The organism is Microbacterium sp. (assembly GCF_048259935.1).
GTDB lineage: Bacteria > Actinomycetota > Actinomycetes > Actinomycetales > Microbacteriaceae > Microbacterium.
Window position 1 is genome coordinate 87,554 of record NZ_JBLXHF010000007.1, and the last position, 20,947, is coordinate 108,500.

Consider the following 20,947-nt stretch of genomic DNA (forward strand, 5'->3'; position numbering starts at 1 on the left):
ACCAGATGCGACACCCGAACGCGGTGAAGGAGCGACGATGACGCAGTTCTGGATCGGCGGATACGGCACCGACATGGGCGGCGATGCCAGCGGCATCGGTCTGCTCGAGGGCGATGAGGGGCGCGAGCCCACCACTCTCGCCTACCGTGGCACCGTCGCAGCCGCTGCGTCGCCGTCGTGGCTGGCGCAGCATCCCTCCCTCGATGTCGTCTACGCGGCGCTCGAAGGATCCGGAACCATCCAGGCTTTCGTGCGCAACGGCGAAGCCTCACTTGCGCCGCTGGGCGCGCCGATCGACGCGGGCGAGGCGGTGTGCCACCTCGCGGTCGCGCCGTCCGGTGCGTATCTCGTGGCCAGCTGTTACGGCGACGGCCGTGTGGTGCGGATCGCGTTGGATTCCGCCGGACGGCCAGGGTCGCCGACGGTAGCGGATGCCGCAACCGACCCCTACGGCACAGCGGGAGATCTGCGCTCCGCCGATCTCACCGACGTCCTGGCCTCTCTCGCGGCGCCGGCCGAGGAGTTGTCCGAGCCTCCGCGCTCCGGACTGCTCCTGTTCGACGAGGTGCTGGGGGTGAACGCTTCTGCACCAGAGCCCGAAGAAGACGCTCCGGTGGAAGACGAGCCGGCTCGCCGCTCGCACGCGCACGCCGCGGCATTCCTGCCTGACGGGCGCATCGCGACGACCGATCTCGGCTTCGACCTCGTGCGCATCTGGCGCATGACGGCGAACGGGCTCACGCAGGACCACCGAGTCGTTCTGCCGCACGGCGTGGGACCGCGCCACATGGTCGTGCACCCGAGCGGGCACCTGCACGTTGTCACCGAGTACTCCGGCGAGGTCTTCACTCTCGCCGCCGGTCAAGACGGCTACTGGGGTGCGATCTCGGCTGTCACCGCGGCTCCTGGAATGCAAGAGGGCCTCGACTTCCCCTCTGAGATCTCGCGTTCGCGCGACGGAGAGACGCTGTACGTCTCGGTGCGCGGCAGCAACACGGTCGCGGCGCTGCGCGTGCGCGGCTCAGGCGAGAGCATCGAATCGTTCGCGCTCGCCGAGTCCGGAGTCGACTGGCCGCGGCACCACCTCGTGCACGACGGTGCTCTGCTTGTGGCGGGGCAACGATCAGGCGCTATCAGCGTGCTCGACCTCGATGAGCGCACGGGTGCGCCCCGCGGCATCCGCCATCGCGCAGCGGCGCCCTCGCCGACCAGCATCCTGCTCGCTCGCTGACCGCGCTCCTGCTCCTCCGGCGCGGACGGCGCACGTCCCGCCGATACACCTGTCAGTCCAGATCACGCTCGTATGTCCAGATCCGGCCAAATCGACTGACGTCCGTGATCCGGGCTGACGAGTGTGCGATGGTGCCCAGGCGGGAACAACCCCGGTGACATCGCGTTGCACTTGGGCAAGACTGGTGCGGTACCGGTTCCGACGGAAGGCGACGCTATGCCCACGGATGAATACGACCTGATCGTCCTCGGGGGCGGCCCGGTAGGCGAGAACGTTGCGGACCGAGCCGTGCAGGGCGGACTCACCGCGATCATCGTCGAGAGCGAGCTCGTCGGCGGCGAATGCTCATACTGGGCGTGCATGCCGTCGAAGGCACTGCTGCGGTCCGCGCAGGCGCTTCGGGCAGCCCAGCATGTGCAGGGCGTGATCGGTGGGGAGCTTGATCCTGCCGGAGTCCTCGCCCGGCGCGATTCGTTCACGAGCGACTGGTCGGATGCTGGACAGGTGAAGTGGCTGGAGTCGGCCGGCATTGATCTTGCTCGCGGTCACGGCCGCATCACCGGCCCGCGCGAAGTCACCGTGACGGCCGAAGACGGCACCACGCGGATTCTCACGGCGAAGCACGCGGTCGCGATCAGCACCGGCACGGATGCTTCGATCCCACCGATTCCCGGGCTTGCCGAGGCCAGTCCATGGACGAGCCGCGAGGCGACGAGTGCGCAGGAGATCCCGGCATCCCTCGCCATCATCGGCGGCGGAGTCGTCGGTGTCGAGATGGCCACCGCCTATGCCGGGCTCGGTGCACAGGTCACGCTGATCGCGCGCGGTGAGCTGCTCTCGGGGATGGAGCCGTTCGCGGGCGAACTCGTCGCCGCGAGTCTGCGCGATCTGGGCGTCGAGGTGCGCATGAACACCAGCACCGAGAAGGTGACCCGAGCTGGCGACGGCGTCATGGTCGCTCTCGGCGATGGCACAGAGGTCACGGCATCCGAGGTTCTCGTGGCGACCGGGCGCACCCCGCGCAGTGACGACATCGGCCTCGAGACGGTGGGTCTGGAGCCTGGGAAGAGCATCCCGACCGACGACACGCTGCGTGTGCCGGGCCACGACTGGCTCTACGCCGTCGGCGATGTCAACGGCCGAGTCCTCTTGACGCACCAGGGCAAGTACCAGGCCCGTGCGGCAGGCGATGTGATCGCCGCCCGCGCGAAGGGCGATGACGTCGATGACGCCGCGTGGGGGCGTCACGTCGCCACCGCGGATCACGCCGGGGTGCCGCAGGTCGTGTTCGCCGATCCCGAGGTGGCCTCGGTCGGTCTCACGGCCGCGGCGGCGCAGGATGCGGGATTCCAGACGCGCGTGATCGACTACGACCTCGGTGGGGTGGCAGGCGCGAGTCTGCGCGAAGACGGGTACAGCGGGCAGGCGCGGATGGTCACAGATTCCGAGCGCGACGTCATTCTCGGCATGACTTTCGTGGGTCCTGATGTCGCCGAGCTGCTTCATGCCGCGACCGTGGCGATCGTCGGCGAAGTGCCGATCAAGCGCCTCTGGCACGCGGTGCCGTCGTATCCCGCGGTCAGCGAGATCTGGCTCCGTCTGCTGGAGGCATACGGGCGCGAATCTGCCTAGATCCGCCCCGCATGTCCGACCATTCCCATAGGCTCGAAACCGAACCGAGGAGACACCATCATGAAGGCTGTACTCGCAGGAACCGTGATCGCCGAGGCAGATGACAGCGACCTCATATCGATCGAGGGCAACTGGTATTTCCCGCTGTCCGCCGTCGAAGACGGTGTGCTCGTAGAGAGCTCGACGCCGTACACCTGCCCGTGGAAGGGCGAGGCGCAGTATTACTCCGTAGTCGTCGACGGTCAGACGTACGCCGACCGGGCCTGGGGTTATCCGCATCCGTACGCGAGTGCGTTCGAACGGGTGGGCAAGGACATCTCCGCGCACATCGCTTTCGCCCCTGACGTGGAGGTCGGGCCGTAGCGGTCTGCTCATGATCGAGTTCCGCTCAGTATCGAAGAGGTTCCCCGACGGCACGCTGGCTGTCGAGGATTTCAGTCTCGTATTGCCTTCGCGCAAGACCACCGTCTTCGTCGGGTCATCCGGATGCGGCAAGACGACGCTGCTGCGAATGATCAACCGCATGGTCGAACCCACCAGCGGACACGTCGAGATCGACGGTTCGAGCGTGCTCACCGGCAACCCGGTGGCTCTGCGCCGCAGCATTGGCTACGTCATGCAGAACTCGGGCCTCATGCCGCACTTCTCGGTCATCGACAACGTCGCGACCGTGCTGCGGCTGAACGGCACATCGAAGAAGCAGGCGCACGACCGCGCACGTGACCTGCTCGACACGGTGGGCCTTGATCGCTCGCTGGCCGATCGGTATCCGAGTCAGCTCTCCGGCGGTCAGCAACAAAGGGTGGGGGTCGCCCGGGGCCTTGCCGCCGATCCCAACATCCTGCTGATGGATGAGCCCTTCGGCGCCGTTGACCCGATCGTGCGCGCAGACCTGCAGCAGGAGCTCATCAGGCTGCAGCGCGACCTCGACAAGACCGTCGTGTTCGTCACGCACGACATCGACGAGGCGTTTCTGCTCGGCGATCAGGTCGTCATCCTCGACAAGGGCGCACGCATCGTTCAGGTCGGCAGTCCGAGCGAGATCATCGAGAACCCGGCCGATGAGTTCGTCTCCGCATTCATCGGCACTGAACGGGGCAAGCGGGCACTGCGCATCAAGCAGACACCGCGCGGTCGCGTCGTGGTCGATTCCGATGGGCGCACCCAGGGCGCGCTGCTCGACGACGCGGATGCCAGTGAGCCGAGCGCTTCGACAGGCTCAGCAATCGGCTCCTCGGCCCCTGAGCCTGTCGAAGGGTCCGGGCCCACACCATGACCTGGGTCGTCGACAATCTCGACCTGATCTTCGGACTCGCGCTGACGCATCTGCGGCAGAGCGCGATCGCCATCGTGATCGGGTTCATCCTGTCGCTGCCGCTGGGGTGGATCGCGTGGCGGTACCGGCTCGTCCGCGGCCCGATCATCGTCCTCACGGGCCTGCTCTACACGATCCCTTCTCTCGCGCTGCTGATCCTGCTCCCCTCGGTGCTCGGTTACCAGGCGCGCCTCGAGATCAACCTCGTCGTCGGCCTCACGATCTACGCCGTGGCGATCCTCGTGCGCTCGGTCGCCGACGGTCTCGATTCAGTCGACCCCGACATCCGCCAAGCAGCCACTGCAGTCGGTTACGGAGGGCTGCGCCGGTTCTGGACCGTTGATCTTCCGCTCGCTGGCCCGGTGATCCTCGCAGGTCTCCGGGTGGCTGCGGTCAGCACGATCTCGCTCGCCACGGTGGGCATTCTCGTCGGCGTCGAGAACCTCGGCTACCTGTTCACGAACGGACTGCAGCGCCGCATCATCCCCGAGGTGCTGGCCGGCGTGCTCGCGGTCGTCATCATCGCCCTCGTGATCGATCTGCTGCTCATGCTCGCCGGGCGCGCGATCATGCCGTGGACGCGTGCCGCATCAACGGCTGGGCCGCGCCGACGCACCCTGCCGATGAGGGCCGCCGCATGAATCTCTTCGCAGAGGCGTTCGCCTGGCTGTTCTCGCCCGAACGGCTCGAGGGTCAGTACGCACTGCCGATCCTGCTCGGTCAGCACCTCTTCTACACGGTGATCTCAGTGCTGATCGCGGCCGTCATCGCTGTGCCGACCGGCTGGGCGATCGGCCACACCGGTCGCGGGCGCGAGGTCGCCGTCGCCATCTCGGGTGCGGCCCGTGCTGTCCCGTCGTTCGGGCTCATGGTGCTGCTCGTCCTGCTGCTCGGTGTGCTGCGGGTGCCAGAGGCTGCGACGATCACGTTCGTACTGCTGGCGATTCCGTCGCTGCTCGCCGGTGCCTACACCGGGCTCGAAGCCATCGACCGACGCGTGATCGACGCCGCACGCGCCACGGGGATGACGCAGTGGCAGGTGTTCTGGAAGGTCGAGGTGCCGCTCGGCATGCCCCTTCTCGTCGGCGGCCTTCGCGCGGCGACCCTGCAGGTCATCGCCACGGTCACCATCGCCGCCTATGTGAACCTCGGCGGACTCGGCTGGCCGATCATCCAGGGCATTCCGCTGCGCCGCTTTGATCAGGTGCTCGGCGGTGCGATTCTCGTCGCCGTTCTTGCCCTCATCGTCGACCTGCTGCTCGCCTTGGCCCAACGAGCCGCGGTGCCCGCCGGCATCCGCGCCGCCGAACCTCGTACGATCTCACCGCGCGCGTCGCGTCGCGCAGCAGCATCCACAGCATCCGTCTGACTCCCCACCAGAGAGGAACATCATGTTCACCGCACGCAGATCACGCTTTGCCCTTGCGACCGGAGTCGCGCTCGTCGCCGCTCTCGCGCTCGCCGGCTGCTCCAGCAGCAACCCGCTCGACGCCCCCACCGAAGAGTCCTCCGCTGGTGGCGCTACCGACACGATCGTCGTCGGATCGCAGGCCTACTACTCGAACGAGATCGTCGCCGAGATCTACGCGCAGGCGCTCGAGGGTGCCGGATACACCGTCGACCGCCAGTTCAACATCGGTCAGCGCGATGCGTACATGCCCGACCTGGAATCCGGTGCGATCGGGCTGTTCCCCGAGTACACCGGCAACCTGCTCGAATACTTCGATGACGCAGCCGTCGCCACCAGTCCGGAAGACGTCTACGCCGCCCTGCAGGACGCACTGCCCGATGGCCTCACCGCACTCGACTACGCCGAGGCTAGCGATCAGGACACCTACACCGTGACGAAGGAGTTCGCCGCGGCGAACAACCTCAAGACCATCGCCGACCTCGCGAATGTCAGCGAGCAGGTCACGATCGGCGGAGCGCCCGAGTTCGAGCAGCGTCCGTATGGCCCGGCAGGTGCGAAAGAGGTCTACGGCGTAGACCTCGCGTTCTCGGCGACGGGCGATACGACCCTCGAATCGCTGCTGGCCGGCAAGGTGCAGGTCGCAGACATCTACAGCGCCGACCCCGCGTTCGAGACCGAAGACATCGTCGCGCTCGAGGATCCCGAGAGCCTCATCCTCGCCTCGAACGTCGTGCCGATCGCGTCCAGTGATATCGCCGACGAGATCGCCAGCGTCATCAATGCGGTCAGCGCCCAGCTGTCGGCCGACGACCTCGTCGCCCTCGGTGTGCAGAGCACGGTCGACCAGAAATCTCCCGACGAGATCGCGAAGAAGTGGCTGACCGACAAGGGTCTCATCTGACCTTCGCAGGGCGACCTCGCGGCGGTGTGTGAGAAGGCTTGAGAGAATGGGCGTATGCCCGGACCCACACTCACCGCACGCGAGGTCGCCCAGCGGCTCGACATCCCCTTGGAGATGGCCACCCGCCACGGGCTTGACAGCGGAATGAGCGAAGAATCACTCACCGCGCTCGAACAGGATCCGCCGGCCTGGCTCGTCCAGTCGCGCGCGAACCGCAAGAAGGGTGCGCGTCCGGTCTGGGCGACTTTGACGTGCGTCGTCTGCGGGTTCACCGAGTCGGCGCGCCCTAAGAAGTGGTGGCCGGAGTTCACGTACCTCAGCTGCCGCACGCACGCGCCGCAGGATCTTCCTGCCGCGGCATCCGATCAGCACCGCACCGAGATCGAAGGCGTCGGCAGCCGATTTATCGGCATCGTCGACGTGACCGTCTGACTGCGACCCTAGACGCGAGAATCCTGCCTCGGAATCCAGAGCTTGTTGATGATGATGAGGATGGATGCAGTGACCGGTACAGCGACCAGCGCTCCGAGCAGGCCGAGTAGCGTGCCTCCGACGAGTGCGCCGATCACGACCAGTGAGCCGGGGATCGAAATAGCCCGGTTCATGACCCGCGGCGTCAGGAAGTACGACTCCAGCTGCATGTAGACCAGGTAGATCACGGCGAACACCAGCGCGAGGATGGGGTCGGTGAACAGTGCGATTCCGGTTCCGATCACCCAGAAGATGAGTGAACCCACCAGAGGGATCAGCGTGATGAGGAAAGCGACGACCGCTAGCAGCAGCGGGAATGGCAAGCCCATCACCGTATACAGGATCAGCACGATCATCGAGTTGATGAAGGCCAGAATCACCATGCCCATCACATACCCGCCGACCGAGTCGGTGATCTGCTCGGTGATGGCGGCGGTGTTGGCGCGGTCGCGGGCCGGCACCAGACGCAGCATGGCCTGCTTGATGGTCGGCAGTGTGGCGACGAAGTAGATGACCAGCACGAGAACGATCACCATGCCGGAGATCCCGCTGGCAATCGACGCGCCGACCTGGAGCGCTCCGCCGCCGATGGTGGCGATGTTGCTCGGGTTGGTGAGGAAGTGCTGCACGTCGGCGACAAGATCCTGGAACTGATCGCCGAATTGCGTGTCGAGCGCTTTATAGACATCGCTCGAGGTGAAGTCGCTGATGAGCCCTGGCACGCTCTTGACGAACGAGGCGATCTGATCGACGACCGTCGGAATGATCGTCCACAGCACGAGGCCCAGTACGACGAGCAGCGCAACGAGGACGATCACCACGCTCCATCCACGGCCGACGCCGCGGCGCCCGAGGAAGCGCACGGCCGGGTCGAGTCCCAGCGCGGCGAAAAGCGCGAGCGCGATGTAGATGAGTACGGTGGAAAGGTTCGACAGCGCGAATCCGAGCAGGATTGCACCGAGTCCGCCGAGAGTGACGAGGAACCCGAAGGTGAACGGCCGATCGATGCGCGTCCATACCGACCGCGATGACGGCTCCGGCTCGACGACCGGCTTCGGTGAGATCGAGGTCTCTACCGGCTCGGGCTTGGGTGCCTTCCGCTTCTTGGCTGCGGTCTTTGCGGCACGCGTCCGCGATGCCGGCGCGGCGGGAGTTTCTGGCGCCGTCACCTTGGCGGAAGAGCCGGACTCGTCGGATCCGGCGGGCAAATCGTTGCTCATGCGCCCACTCTAGAGGTCGTCGGCGCGATATCGTCATAAGCGTCGACGAACAGGGAGAGCCATGACCGACGCTGAGGACGCCCGCGCCGAGTTGCTGCGCCTGCGCGGCACGATCGACAACATCGACGCCGCACTGATCTATATGCTCGCCGAACGATTCCGCGCCACCCAGCAGGTCGGCATTCTCAAGGCCGAACATGCGATGCCGGCATCCGATCCACGTCGTGAAGAGCAGCAGGTCTCGCGCCTGCGCGCTCTCGCCGAAGAGGCGCACCTCGACCCCGAGTTCGCCGAGAAGTGGTTCAACTTCGTCGTGGCCGAGGTCATCCGTCATCACACCGAGGCGGCCGAGGGACGCTGAGCTCCTACGCGGTGATGACGCGTCCGCGCACGAGCCCCTCGACGGCGAGCGTGTAGGCGCGCCCCACCTCGGCATCCGGCACCGGCCGCTGGCCGGCGAAGAGCGCGTGACTGCCGGGTGAGTTCTCGAGAACGTTCGGTGAGACGGCATTGATGCGGATGCCGCGCGGCGCCTCGGCGGCGGCCGTGACGATCCAGGATTCCAGCGCGCCGTTGGCGGCGGCCGCGGCGGCACCGGTCGGGATCGGCTCACGGGCGAGCACGCCGGTGGTGACGGTGATCGATCCGCCGTCGCGCACGTGGTCGAGAGCCGTGCGGGCGATGTTTATCTGCGACAGCGCCTTCGATGTGAATGCCGTCAGGTAGTCGTCGCGGGTCAGGTCTGTGAGGTGCGCGAACGGCACAGATCCGGATGCCACCACCACAGCATCCACCTCGCCCACGCGCTCGAAGAGCGAGCGCACCGATGCGGGATCGGTGGCATCGACGGTCCACTCGCTGCCGCGTGATGCGCGCAGCACGTCGTGTCCACGCGACTCGAGAGTCGACACGACGACGGCGCCGATGTGGCCGGATGCTCCGATGACCAGGATCTTCATGTGCTTGATCCTAGCCGTGACATTTCGGAGGTTCCGCGAATAGGCAACGTCCAACGTTAGGCCCAGGCTAACGAGAAGGCCACCGAATCCGAATTGCTAATCGAGGTGTTCGCCCGCACTCTGGGGAGAGGCTCGGCGGTCGTCTCGAGCTGCTTGCGTAAGCGCCCGCTCGCCCACGAAGACTAAGTAGAACGGAAGTCATCATGAAATCACTGGAGCGACGAGTCCTATTCGGGGCGGCCTACTACTACGAGTACCAGCCGCCGCACAGACTAGGCTCGCGCGAGCTGGAGCGGGACTTCCGGCTAATGCGCGAGGCAGGGTTCACCGTCATTCGAGTAGGGGAGTCGGTGTGGTCGACGTGGGAGCCCACCGACGGGCAGTTCGAACTCGACTGGCTTCAGCCGGTACTTGATGCGGCGTCGAACAACGGTATCGGCGTCATCTTGGGCACCCCTACCTACGCGCTGCCAATGTGGCTTGCTCAGAAGCACCCTGAAATCAACGTCGACAGAAGCACCGGGCATCCGATGGGTTGGGGTGCGCGCCAGGAAATCAACTACGCGCACCCCGCGTTTGTCCGTCATGCCGAGCGCGTCATTCTGAAGATCGTCGGGCGGTACGTGGACCACCCCGCATTGATCGGTTTTCAGGTCGACAATGAACCGGGAAACGAACTCTTCCACAATGCCGACGTGTTCGAGAAGTTCGTGGAATGGCTCCGCGCACGGTATGGGACGGTCGATCGACTCAACGACGAATGGGGTCTAACGTACTGGTCGCATCGGCTTTCGTCATGGGATGACGTGTGGAAACCGGACGCCAACCTGCAGCCGCAGTACGACCTGGCATGGCGACGCTTCCAAGCCTCCATTACCACCTCGTTCATCGGTTGGCAGGCCGACGTCATTAGGGAGCAGCTTTCCGTGGCCGGTCGCGAGGACCTCTTCGTCACCACGTGCATGTCATATGAACGACCCACACTGCAGGACGACGAGCTGGCAGAACAGCTGGATATAGGCGCTGGGAATCCGTACTACCGCATGCAGGATGGGCTCGAGCTACCGGACCATCGTGAGTTCGATCAACACTGGACAACGTCAGGCGTGTGGGCTCTCTACGCCACCGCTGACCGGATGTATGCGTCACGGCAGGCGCCGTTTCTTGTGACCGAGACCAACGCCGGAGCGATCGGGATGGCGTGGTCCAACGAGCCCGCTTTCGACGGGCAGTGGCGCCAAGCCGCCTGGGCGCTGGTCTCCCGTGGCGCGACGATGATCGAATACTGGCATTGGCACACGCTCCACTACGGCGCAGAAACCTATTGGGGCGGGATTCTGCCCCACAGCCAGGAACCGGGGCGCGTTTACACGGAGATTGCACGCATCGGAGCGGATTTTGCCGCGGCCGGCGACCGCGTCACAGAACTGAAACCAGAATCCGATGTCGCGATCCTGTTCTCTAACGAGAGCAAGTGGGCGCTAGAGGAGCATCCCGCGCTGAGCGCGTCGCTCGGGGGCCCGCCGATACCCAACACGCGGTCCTACCAGACCGTCGTCGACGCCTTCGTGCGGGGCGCTTTCGACGCGGGGCATCAAGTCAACTTTGTCCACCCCAGGCAACTCATGGCCTGCGTGCCGGCGGCCTACGCGGCCGCGCATCCCGTGCTCGTGGCAGCGGCCTTTACCGTTGCTCGCGATGAGGAGCTTGGCTGGCTGAAGGCGTACGCCGAGTCCGGGGGTCATCTCGTCCTGGGCATCCGTACCGGATTCGAGGACGAGGAAGCTCGCGCGCGTCTCGACCGCAAGCCTGCTCTCCTTCATGAAGCCGCGGGGGTGAGATACGACGAATTCAGTAACCTCTCGGAACCGCTCCCGGTGGTTACTGAGCATGCCATGGTGTCGACAGGGTTCACCGCGCCTGCATCGGCGCGCGCTACTCTCTGGGCGGATTCTTTGATCGCTGCGGAAGGAACGGAGGTGCTTCTGAGCTACGACCACCCGCATTTTGGTCGGTATCCCGTCGTAACGACCCGCAACTACGGCGCCGGTCGTATCACCTACGTAGGCACTGTTCCCAACCTCCCGCTCGCCCAGAGCATTGTCGATTGGGCGGTTGAGGCTGTAGCCGAGCGACCTGGCGCGCTATGGAAGAGTTCTTCACTCACGCAGACGGTCACAGGCGCGTCAAACCGCCACGGCGAGCGAATTCGCTTCGTGCACAACTGGAGCTGGGGCCTTTCCGAGTTCACTATTCCGGGGCCGGCCGAGGACGTCCTCAGCGGCGAAAGGTTCAGCACGGGACAGATAATTCAGCTCGACGCATGGGATGTGCGCATTTTCGCGGAGATTTCCTGACGCGTCTGCGCGGCACTCAAGCCTGAACTGCTTCTAGCTTGCGGTCGGCGGGCAACGTGAGTCACGTGCTGCGGCGATCACGCCCGCGTCGCCGCAGCACGCATATGGGTCAGGCGTCCGTGCCGTCCCGAAAGAGTCTTCCGAGCCAATCCACTCGTGCCTGCACGGCGGCTCGGGACAGCATGGCCTGAGGAGCCATCGAGTCGAACCCATGGAACCCTCCCGGCCACACGTGCAACTCCGCCACACCCCCCGCTGCCCAGATCCGGGTTGCGTACAGCACGTCTTCATCGCGGAAGCTGTCCGCCGATCCTACGTCGATGAATGTGGGCGGTAGTCCTGAAAGATCCGTGGCGCGCGCGGGCGCAGCATATGGAGATATGTCGTCGCTGCGCTCTGCGCCGAGAAGTGCCGTCCAGCCGACTTCGTTGTCTGCCTGGTTCCACATTCGCTGTGACGCCATTTGCAGCACAGACGCGCTGTTGTTTCGATCGTCGAGCATGGGAGACATGAGTATCTGTCCCTTCAGAGGCGGGGCGCCGATGTCGCGACTGAGAAGTGCGACCCCGGCGGCCAGACCTGCCCCCGCGCTGCCTCCGATAAGCACGACTTGTTCCGGGTCGGCGCCGATTTCAGCCGCGTGAGTGATAGTCCAGATCAGCCCGGCGTAGCAGTCTTCCACAGGACCGGTGTGCTGCGTCTCAGGAGCCAGACGGTACTCGACGGACACCACGGCCGCGCCGATCGTCTGACCCAGCGAGACAATGTCGGAGAGCACGTCCCTCGCCGTGCCGCTGAACATGCCGCCGCCGTGGATATAGAACAACACGGGGGTCGGCCGGTTCGACCTGGTGGGTCGGCAAACGATCAGTGTCACGTCGGGTGCGTCTAGCGGACCCGCCACTGTTCGTTCCTCAACGAAGTACTCTCCATCCTTCTCGAGTTCCTCGTTGGTGGGCCGGGGCATGAAACTCTCGGCTCCGGCCCGCATTTGCGGGATGGACTGAACGGTCAGCGGGGGGAAGTCGGGCATGTCCGCGACAACGACGCCCGCCTCCGCGTCGTAGGGCGGGCGCGGTCCGATGTGGGGAGGCGTAGCGTCGCTTTCGGTGCTCATCGTGGCGCGTTCAGCTCTCGCGGCCTTTACCAGTGACCCGTAAACTCCCGCGCTCGGCTTGGGGGTGCGGTGGAATGTCTCCCGGTCCACTGCATGGAGGCCGAGTTTGGGCCCGTACCCGCCGACCCACTCGAAGTTGTCCATCAGGGTCCAGTGGCAGTATCCGAGAACGGGTGTCCCCGTCTCGATGGCCTGCAGCAGACCCTTCAGCGAGGGCTCAATGAAACTGGCCCGGAGCGAATCGTCGTCGGTGGCGATCCCATGCTCGCTTACGAGGACTGGAACCCCGCTGACCTCGTAGGCATACTCCACCGCGCCGCGGAGTGAGTCGGGCTCGACGGCGGTTCCCATCGCGTTCACCGAGACGCCGGGTTGTGGCGGGACCGAGCCGTCTGGGCCGTAGATTTCGCGCTCATAGTTCTGCACGCCGATGAAGTCGTCGTCCTTCGCGAGCTCAAGCCAGTGGTCGTACACCTCTGCGCGCTTCTGGTCCCGCACCGTTTCCCCGCCGGCGATAGCCACGTCGTCGACGATGGCAATGGACAGACCGACGGGAAGGTCGGGTCGGTGGGACTTGATGACATCCTTGGCTGCACGGTGGCCGTTGGTCATCCCGGCGCGCATGTCGGCGAAGTCTTCCTTAAGCATGACGTTGCCGGCGCGGTAACGCTCGACACCGGCGGCCTCGCTCGCAGCCTCCAAGGTTGCGCGCTGCAAGTTCGCGACGAACTCAGGCATATTCACCCAGGTCAACAGTTCAGGCAAGTTCGGTTCGTTGAACGTGACGGCGAGGGCGATACGATCGCCGAACCTCTCCATCACCACGCCACAGTAGCGAGCGAACAGCGAGGGTGCTTCAGGGTTCAGCCACCCGCCCTCCTTGGCAAACCAATGGGGGGAGGTGAAGTGGTTGAAGGTCACAAGTGGGGCGAGTCCGCGAGCAAGGCATCCGTCTACCATGGCTTCGTAGTGATCGAGAGCCTCTTCAGAGAACGAGCCCTGCACCGGCTCCACGCGGGCCCACTCCACCGAAAAGCGATACGCGTTGAGGTGCATGGCGACGGCGAGATCGAGATCGGATTCCCACAGCTCCCAGCCATTGGTGGCCCTGCCTGAACGCTCTTGAAAGACCGTCGGAGTGACGTTCTCTAGGAACCAGGTGTCGCTGTTGACGTTGTCGCCTTCGTTCTGGTGGCCTGCTGTCGCTACTCCCCAGTAGAAGCTAGCCGGGAACGTTGTTGCGGGCATGAGTGATTCCTCTCTGACGCCCCTTTTCGGGCGTTGCTCATTGTGCCGTACGTGTTCGTACAATGAAAGCAGGTTTCAGCTTAGTCACCTAGACATCGCCATCTTAGGTGTTCGCTAACGCACATCCGACTGAATCCACATGGCCAAATCGGCCGAGGGGGTTCACGATTGAGTCAGGTCGCTTCCCGATTGGCGATCTTTGACACCGAAGTCCGCAGCACGCACCGATCACAGGAGATCAGGATGTCTCGTTTTTACCCACCTCGCGGCGCCGCCGTTCTGGCCGTCGTCGCCGTATCTGCCCTAGCGCTCACCGCATGTTCCGGATCCGGCGGCGGTTCCGAGAGCGGGGGAGCCGCCGATACGAGCAAGCTTGTCATCGCGTTGGAGTCTGACCAGGCGGCGTTGGGATACGACCCATTGCGCTACAGCGCCGGGCAGCGGTTCTTTTTCGAGGGCATCTACGACTCGCTCTTCGTGCTCGACGAGGAAGGCGCGGTCGTCCCCAAGCTCGCGACGAACTTCGAGTACAGCGCGGATCAGACCCAGCTGACGATTGACCTAGACACTTCCGCTACATTCCAGGACGGCACCGCGCTGAGCGCCGAGCTCGTCAAAGAGAACCTGGACTCGCGAGACGATCCCGACTTGGACGCGTACAACGGCTTCGCCGCCGGGGGTCAGAACGAGATCACCGATGTCACCGTCGTGGACGATGACACTGTGACTCTCACTTTCGCGGCCCCGAAGCCCGGTTTCGAAGCAAACCTGGTCTTCCCGGCTGGTGTCATTGTTGGTCCCAGCGGCATTGCCGATCGGAATTCGCTCGACTCGACGCCGGATGGGTCTGGGCCTCTGATGGTCGACGGTGATGCCACCATCAAGGGCAACTCTTACCTTCTCGTGAAGAAGGAAGACGACGCCGACGCCGACGCGTACCCGTTCGATTCTTACGAATTCAAGCCGATCATCGACCCGCAGGCTAGGGTCAACGCCGCCATCTCTGGAGAGGTCGATGTTGCGTACATCACCTCGGACACGCAGGCGCAGGTGGAATCGGCCGGGGTTGGCCTCGTGGCCAACGGTGGCACCATTCAGAACCTCATCGCATTCGACAAGTCCGGAGCAACCGCTCCCCAGTGGGGCGACCCGCGTGTTTTCCAGGCATTGTCGATGGCGATCGACCGAGACGCATTTGTAAATGCCGTGCACCCCGGTGAAACTCCCACCGCCAACGCACTTCCCGCCGACAGCCCGGGATACCTGCCGGAGCTGGACGAGCAGTACGCATACGACCCGGATGCGGCGAAGGCGCTCCTCGCGGAAGCGGGCTACCCGGATGGGTTCTCCTTCGACTTCAGCATCGGAGCCGGCAGCCAGCGGGATCTCGAGGCGTTGCAGCCGTATTGGGAGGCAATCGGTGTCACTGTCAATCTGAAGAACGCGTCTTCCACTGAGCAAGCCTTTGCGGTTGTTCAGACCGAGCCGCTAGGCGGGTTGATCCCGCTCACGTGGACCAACCCTCCGGGGAACGTGTTCGGTGTCCTGTTCGGGTTCGCGAACTTCCACGGCGCCGAGAACGCTGCTATCCAGGGTGGCGCGGGCGCGTACGGCGCGGCCCAGGGCGACGAGGCGGCTCAGGCGACGGCATTGAAAGACCTCAACCGCGCGATCGTGGATTCGGGATGGCTCATTCCCATCTACGAGCAGCTCGCCCCCTGGGCATATAACACCTCGAAGGTCGCAGAACTGACCTTCGCGGGTGCGGAGGTCTTCCCAATCCTCGCGACCATTCAGCCCGCGTCCTAACCTGATGTCGGTGTTGGCGGGCGTGCCCGCCGACACCGACATCGCAGGGAGTGATGATGTTCTTCTTTGTACTGAAACGGATCGCGTGGGCGATCCTGACGTTGCTCGTCGCCTCGGGGATAGCTTTTATACTCGTTCACGTTTCCGGGTCTACCCCCGGAGGGGTGGCACTCGGACAGTCGGCGACGCCGGAACAGGTGTTTGCCTATAACGAATCCGTGGGTTGGTACGAGCCATGGATTGTGCAGTACGCACAATGGGTGGGTCAAGTTCTGCAGGGCAACCTCGGGGTCTCGCTGATCGACGGTCGCCCGATCGGCCCGGACATCGCCAAGCGGCTTCCCGTAACCGCAGCCCTAGCCTTGGGAGGCGCTCTTCTGAGTGCGTTGATCGGCGTCGTTCTCGGCGTCGTCGCAGCCGTCCGAGGTGGTGCGGTAGATCGATTCGTGACCGTGGTGACGGGCATCATGCTGTCGCTACCCGCCTTCTGGGTTGGGATCCTGCTCGTCTACTTCTTTGCAGTTCAGGCCAGACTGCTTCCGGCTACTGGGTTCGTTCCCTTCGAGGTCAATCCCGAGAAGTGGTTCAAGTCGTTGGTGCTCCCGGTCCTCACGATCGCCATCACCTCCGCCGGCTTCATTGCACGCCAGACACGCGCCTCAATGGCGGAATCCTTGGCACAAGAACACATCCGAACCTTGAGAGCTGTCGGAACGCCGGCTTGGCGGGTGATCTACGTACACGCGCTGCGCAGCGCAAGTCTGCCGATCCTGGCCACCGTCGCGGTTCAGTTCATTGTGCTCTTCGGCGGCTCCGTCATGATCGAGCTGCTGTTCGCTCTGCCCGGTATCGGTCAGGCGATGCAGTCCGCCGTCGGGTCCGCCGATCTTCCGTTCGTTCAAGCGCTCGTTCTGGTCGCGACTCTGGTCGTGGTCATCGTGAACGTGCTGCTGGAAACCCTGAACCGCGCTCTCGACCCGAAACTACGGACATCATGACGGTCTCGACCACTGCAATCCTCACCATCCGCCGCTCGGACAAGAAGCGCGCGGGACGACTGCTGCGGTCGCCCCTTGCTGTCATGTCGCTGATCTGGCTCGTCGCCCTGCTGGTCGCGTCTCTCACCGCACCGCTCTGGTTGCGATACGGCCCTTTGCAGCAAGATCTGGCCGCCGTCCTGCAAGGTCCATCGGCAGCCCACCTGCTGGGCACTGATGAACTCGGCCGCGATCTGCTTTCCCGTATTGTGACGGCGGCCGCTTCCACACTCGGAATTGCCCTGATCACGCCTATCATCGCCGTTGCGATCACGGTGCCGGTGACGCTCTGGGCAGTCCGCAGCCGCCGCGCGGAAGACATTATGAACCGCGTCAGCGAGATCGTGATGTCGCTGCCCGGAACCGTCATCATTCTGGCCTTCATCGCGGCAGTAGGCACGAACATGCCTCTGGTGATGGTGCTCTTCGGTGTGTTGCTGTTCGGCGCGCTTTACCGCATCCTTTTCGGCCAGGCCAAGAACCTCCAGCAGCAGCTGTTCGTCGAGGCCGCGGCGGTGGACGGCGTCAGTCCGACGGTCACAAGCTTTCGGCACGTGCTGCCGAACATGTCCACCACGGTGATCGTTCAGTTCGTGCTCTTCTTCGGCGTGGGCATCATGCTGCAAGCTGGGCTGGCCTTCATCGGCCTGGGGCCACAGCCCCCCGAGCCCACCTGGGGTGGGATGATCCAGACCGCATCACGGTTCATTTTCCAACAGCCGTGGATGATGGTCCCCACGGGAGCGGTCCTCGCGCTCACGATCATTGCTGCGAATTCGCTGGCGGACGTCCTCTCGGGGGGTGCGGCAACGCCCCCGCCTTTGGTTGCGTTGCGCCGCAAGAAGAGCAAGCCCGCAAAGGACGCAGAGCACGTGGTCGCACCGACATCGTCCGGCGCCGCGCTTCCCGCCGAAGCCACAGCCCTGTTTCCGGTTGAAACCACTGGGGACCTGCCGGAGGTGGTGGGGACACTTCCGCCGAGCACCCCCAACTCGAGCGCGCCTGATCTCACCGCTCAACGCCCCACACCCGATGAGGGTGCCGAGACCGGCGAGCTCATCGTGGAAGATCTCGTTCTGGGCGTAGATGGTGGTCCCGCCCTAGTCACAGGAGTCTCTCTTCGGGTGCAACCAGGGCGGGTCATGGGCCTCGTTGGAGAATCCGGCTGCGGTAAGAGCGTCACCTCTTACGCGCTCCTTGGGCTGCTCTCACCAGGCCTGTCGGTCCGTTCGGGGCGAATCCAGTGGGGCAATATCGACCTGGCGAAAGCCGAAGAGCCGGCCCTCGCCAAGGTCCGCGGTCACGAGATCGCGTTCATCTCGCAAGAGCCCAGCCGCGCACTGGACCCCATGTTCACCGTCGGATGGCAACTGTCGACCGCGGTCAAACGTCTGCGTCGCGTCACCGCACGGGAAGCCCAGCGCATCTCAGCGCAGCTGCTCGCCGACGTGGGCATCATCGATGTTCCGCGCGTGTTGAAGAGCTATCCTCACCAAATCTCAGGAGGCATGGCCCAGCGGGTGGCGATCGCGCTAGCCCTAGCCGGGTCACCACAGCTACTGGTGGCTGACGAACCCACCACCGCGCTGGACGTGACCATCCAGGCGGAAATCCTCGCACTACTGAGGGGATTGGTCACGGAACGCGGAATGTCCATAATTCTGGTCACGCACGACCTGGGTGTAGTTGCGGACATCTGCGACGACGTGTCCGTCATGTACGCGGGACAAATCGTTGAAACGGGATCGGTACGGGACGTCTTGCTCCGGCCCGAGCACCCCTACACGATGGCGCTCCTTGCGGCAGACCCGCACGCCATCCTGGAGTTCGCTGGCACAACACGACTCGCCTCCATTCCCGGGCAAGTACCTCTTCCTGGGTCGTGGACCACAGGGTGTCGGTTCGCGCAACGCTGCCGCTTTGCGCGCGAAGAATGCACGACGCCCATCCCCCTATTCCCTCGGGCTGAGGGCGAGGGTGGCGTCCGTTGCGTTCGCCGTGACGAGGTGCGCGGACGACAGGAAGAATGGCGCCAACCGATCGCTATCGGAGGAGACCTATGAGCACCTCACCAGTCCAGCGCGACCCGTCCACGGCCGTATCCGAGACGCCGTTGCTCGAAGTTCGTAATCTGGTCATCCGTTACAACAAGAAGGGCGCTCCCGCTGTCGACGACGTGTCGTTCACGATCGCTCGCGGAGAAACGCTCGGCCTGGTAGGGGAGTCGGGTTCGGGTAAGACGACGATCGGGCGAGCGATCCTCGGTCTTCAACCCGTGACGAGCGGCCAGATCCTGTTCGAGGGGCGCGACATTACCAAGACCAGCGCCACCCAGCGCCGCGCACTCCAGGGAAACTTGCGCGCGGTCTTCCAAGATCCGTTCTCCTCTCTCAATCCCCGACGCCCGATTGGCGATGCCATCACCGAACCGATGCGTGTCGCAGGCGTGCCTCGCAACGAACGCGACCGTCGGGTGAAGGATGTGCTGGACGCGGTGGGGCTTGCCCCAGGGTCCGAGACCCGCTTTCCGCGACAGTTCTCCGGTGGCCAGCGTCAGCGCATCGCCATCGCCCGCGCACTCGTGACCGATCCTCGCCTGGTGGTGTGCGACGAGGCCGTCAGCGCTCTGGACCTGTCGACGCAAGCGCAAGTGCTGAACCTCCTCGCCGATCTACGGGCTGGCAAGGATCTCGGCTATCTCTTCATCGCGCATGACATGGCTGTGGTCGAGTTCTTGGCCCAGCGGGTCATCGTCTTGAACCGGGGAAAGCTGGTCGAGGAGGGCGCCACGCTCGAGGTGATGAGGAAACCTAAACAGCACTACACCCGCGTTCTCATGGCCGCCTCGCCCGTGCCAGATCCGGACGAGCAGGCCCGTCGACGAGCAGCGTGGCAGGCACTTAGAGACTCGGCTAAGGCCGCCTGAATTGGTTGATCCCGCGCCGTCGAGCTAGTAGAAGCGCGCGTCGACGAGCGGAGATAGTTCCTGCGCGGCTTCACGGAATGCCTTCACCATTGGGTTCAAGCTGTCCTTCAGGCTTCACAGCACAATGGTTGCCGACTCGATGTCGCTGATTGGTACGAAAGCAAGTTCGTCTCGGCGATAGTGCGCGCTGGCACTCTGACCGGCAATGTTCACGCCCGCGCCAACTGCTGCGGGATGAGGCGAAGGCGGCCGCCCGTTAGCTTGCGTCTAAGGCTGGAATCGGTTCGCGCAGCTCTCCGTTGTCATCGAGCGGCGAGAGATCGCGGGCGGTGGCACGGAACGTCTGCACCACGGGGCTGCGATTGTCGCGCAGGCTCAGCAGGTGGATGCGTGCCGGCGGGATGTCGGCGATCCGAATGAAGGAAAGTTCGGGGCGACGGTAGTGGTGCGCGGCCGACTCTCCTGCTATGTTGACGCCTGCGCCGGCGGCGACGAGTTCGAGAAGCCCTTCAACGCTGTCCGCCGTTGGTCCTCGTCGGGGGTGCGTGCCGTCCGGGCGCGGGTCGACGACCCACCAGTCCACAACCTCGGCAGGACCGGAGCCGACCGTGACGAACACCTCGTCTGACGTCTCGTCGATCGACATCTCCGCACGCCCAGCGAACCGGTGGTCGTTGCGCACCACGAGCACACGCGGCTCCTGCCACATCGGCTCCGAGCGGATGCGCGGCGGTGACGGTACTGGAGGTGCGAACACGACGTCCACGCGACCAGCTTCGAGCTCGTGGAAGACCTCGAAGAAGCCCATCCGGCGCATCTCGATGCGGGCGTTCGGAATCCGCTGCAGCGTGGCTGCGATGACTGCTGTGGTGAGCGTGCCCGCACCGGCGGCGACCACGCCGACGCGCAGCCCCGGCGCTTCGGCTTGCTGGCGGATCCGCCGTCCCCAGTCAAGCACCTGGTCGTGGTCGTCCTGCAGTCGGCGGGCGAGCGGCAGAAGCTCACGGCCGTGAGCGGTGAGTTCGACGCTGCGCGGGCTGCGGTCGAAGAGCTTAACGCCCACCTGGCGCTCGAGTCGGCTGATCTGCTGGCTGAGTGACGGCGGCGTGATGTTCAGACGCTCAGCGGATCTCCCGAAGTGCAGCTCTTCGGCGAGCACACAGAAGTATCGGATGACGGGGATCGAGATGTCCATGCCCTGATATTAGCCCGAGCCTAACGTCAAGTAGCTACTTCGAACTTCCTTTCGGCATCTGCGCGGCCAAGACTAGACAGGTATAGGGAGCCGCACCGGCGCGCCCCAGTCCCGCTCT

General features: G+C 64.6%; 18 protein-coding genes. 14 read left to right on the top strand and 4 right to left on the bottom strand.

Annotated features, from left to right (window positions below):
• Window positions 1-37 precede the first annotated feature (37 nt).
• The 8 genes from ACN0RC_RS12705 to ACN0RC_RS12740 all read left to right on the top strand — a co-directional run bounded on the left by ACN0RC_RS12705 (window position 38) and on the right by ACN0RC_RS12740 (window position 6,922).
• The gene (locus ACN0RC_RS12705) at window positions 38-1,231 is read left to right on the top strand and encodes a lactonase family protein (RefSeq protein WP_417512270.1); all 1,194 of its coding nucleotides are present in this window, start codon (window positions 38-40) and stop codon (window positions 1,229-1,231) included.
• Window positions 1,232-1,447: 216 nt separating this feature from the next.
• Window positions 1,448-2,863, top strand: coding sequence for a dihydrolipoyl dehydrogenase family protein (locus ACN0RC_RS12710; protein ID WP_417512271.1), 1,416 nt, complete (start codon window positions 1,448-1,450; stop codon window positions 2,861-2,863).
• A gap of 60 nt (window positions 2,864-2,923) precedes the next feature.
• A complete protein-coding gene (locus tag ACN0RC_RS12715; protein WP_417512272.1) occupies window positions 2,924-3,226 on the top strand; it encodes a DUF427 domain-containing protein in 303 nt (100 codons plus the stop codon).
• 10 nt (window positions 3,227-3,236) lie between these two features.
• On the top strand, window positions 3,237-4,139 hold the full coding sequence (locus ACN0RC_RS12720) for an ABC transporter ATP-binding protein (RefSeq protein WP_417512274.1): 903 nt from the start codon (window positions 3,237-3,239) through the stop codon (window positions 4,137-4,139).
• Window positions 4,136-4,819, top strand: a complete 684-nt coding sequence (locus ACN0RC_RS12725; RefSeq protein WP_417512276.1) for an ABC transporter permease — start codon at window positions 4,136-4,138, stop codon at window positions 4,817-4,819. The genes ACN0RC_RS12720 and ACN0RC_RS12725 overlap by 4 nt, the downstream gene beginning before the upstream one ends.
• Entirely contained in the window at window positions 4,816-5,547 is a 732-nt protein-coding gene (locus tag ACN0RC_RS12730) for an ABC transporter permease (RefSeq protein ID WP_417512278.1), read from the top strand. Before ACN0RC_RS12725 ends, ACN0RC_RS12730 begins: the two co-directional genes overlap by 4 nt.
• 22 nt (window positions 5,548-5,569) lie before the next feature.
• A complete protein-coding gene (locus ACN0RC_RS12735) occupies window positions 5,570-6,490 on the top strand; it encodes an ABC transporter substrate-binding protein (RefSeq protein WP_417512279.1) in 921 nt (306 codons plus the stop codon).
• Between the two features lie 54 nt (window positions 6,491-6,544).
• A complete protein-coding gene (locus ACN0RC_RS12740; protein WP_417512281.1) occupies window positions 6,545-6,922 on the top strand; it encodes a DUF5997 family protein in 378 nt (125 codons plus the stop codon).
• Between the two features lie 8 nt (window positions 6,923-6,930).
• Here ACN0RC_RS12740 and ACN0RC_RS12745 read toward each other — a convergent pair whose 3' ends face one another.
• Window positions 6,931-8,181 (bottom strand): AI-2E family transporter, encoded by a 1,251-nt coding sequence (locus tag ACN0RC_RS12745; RefSeq protein WP_417512282.1) that lies wholly within the window; start codon window positions 8,179-8,181, stop codon window positions 6,931-6,933.
• 61 nt (window positions 8,182-8,242) lie between these two features.
• Between ACN0RC_RS12745 and ACN0RC_RS12750 the strand changes: the two genes are divergently transcribed.
• Window positions 8,243-8,542 (top strand): chorismate mutase, encoded by a 300-nt coding sequence (locus ACN0RC_RS12750; RefSeq protein ID WP_417512284.1) that lies wholly within the window; start codon window positions 8,243-8,245, stop codon window positions 8,540-8,542.
• 4 nt (window positions 8,543-8,546) lie between these two features.
• On the opposite strand, the gene ACN0RC_RS12755 is transcribed toward ACN0RC_RS12750, so the two are convergent.
• Complete coding sequence (locus ACN0RC_RS12755) at window positions 8,547-9,140, bottom strand: short chain dehydrogenase (RefSeq protein WP_417512286.1); 594 nt, start codon at window positions 9,138-9,140, stop codon at window positions 8,547-8,549.
• A 203-nt stretch (window positions 9,141-9,343) separates the two neighbouring features.
• Here ACN0RC_RS12755 and ACN0RC_RS12760 point away from each other — a divergent pair, with 203 nt between their 5' ends.
• Window positions 9,344-11,497: a beta-galactosidase gene (locus tag ACN0RC_RS12760; RefSeq protein ID WP_417512288.1), complete on the top strand. Its 2,154-nt coding sequence runs from the start codon at window positions 9,344-9,346 to the stop codon at window positions 11,495-11,497.
• A gap of 109 nt (window positions 11,498-11,606) precedes the next feature.
• Here the strand turns inward: ACN0RC_RS12760 and ACN0RC_RS12765 are convergent, their stop codons facing one another.
• The gene (locus ACN0RC_RS12765; protein ID WP_417512289.1) at window positions 11,607-13,862 is read right to left on the bottom strand and encodes a family 1 glycosylhydrolase; all 2,256 of its coding nucleotides are present in this window, start codon (window positions 13,860-13,862) and stop codon (window positions 11,607-11,609) included.
• Window positions 13,863-14,105: 243 nt separating this feature from the next.
• Here ACN0RC_RS12765 and ACN0RC_RS12770 point away from each other — a divergent pair, with 243 nt between their 5' ends.
• Genes ACN0RC_RS12770 through ACN0RC_RS12785 form a run of 4 tightly spaced genes read left to right on the top strand, consistent with a single transcriptional unit; the run spans window position 14,106 to window position 19,634 of the window.
• The gene (locus ACN0RC_RS12770; RefSeq protein ID WP_417512290.1) at window positions 14,106-15,671 is read left to right on the top strand and encodes an ABC transporter substrate-binding protein; all 1,566 of its coding nucleotides are present in this window, start codon (window positions 14,106-14,108) and stop codon (window positions 15,669-15,671) included.
• Window positions 15,672-15,724: 53 nt separating this feature from the next.
• A complete protein-coding gene (locus tag ACN0RC_RS12775) occupies window positions 15,725-16,669 on the top strand; it encodes an ABC transporter permease (protein ID WP_417512292.1) in 945 nt (314 codons plus the stop codon).
• On the top strand, window positions 16,666-18,771 hold the full coding sequence (locus ACN0RC_RS12780; RefSeq protein ID WP_417512293.1) for a dipeptide/oligopeptide/nickel ABC transporter permease/ATP-binding protein: 2,106 nt from the start codon (window positions 16,666-16,668) through the stop codon (window positions 18,769-18,771). Before ACN0RC_RS12775 ends, ACN0RC_RS12780 begins: the two co-directional genes overlap by 4 nt.
• Window positions 18,768-19,634, top strand: a complete 867-nt coding sequence (locus ACN0RC_RS12785) for an ATP-binding cassette domain-containing protein (RefSeq protein ID WP_417512294.1) — start codon at window positions 18,768-18,770, stop codon at window positions 19,632-19,634. Before ACN0RC_RS12780 ends, ACN0RC_RS12785 begins: the two co-directional genes overlap by 4 nt.
• 256 nt (window positions 19,635-19,890) lie before the next feature.
• Here ACN0RC_RS12785 and ACN0RC_RS12790 read toward each other — a convergent pair whose 3' ends face one another.
• Window positions 19,891-20,829, bottom strand: coding sequence for a LysR family transcriptional regulator (locus ACN0RC_RS12790; protein WP_417512295.1), 939 nt, complete (start codon window positions 20,827-20,829; stop codon window positions 19,891-19,893).
• Window positions 20,830-20,947: the final 118 nt, after the last annotated feature.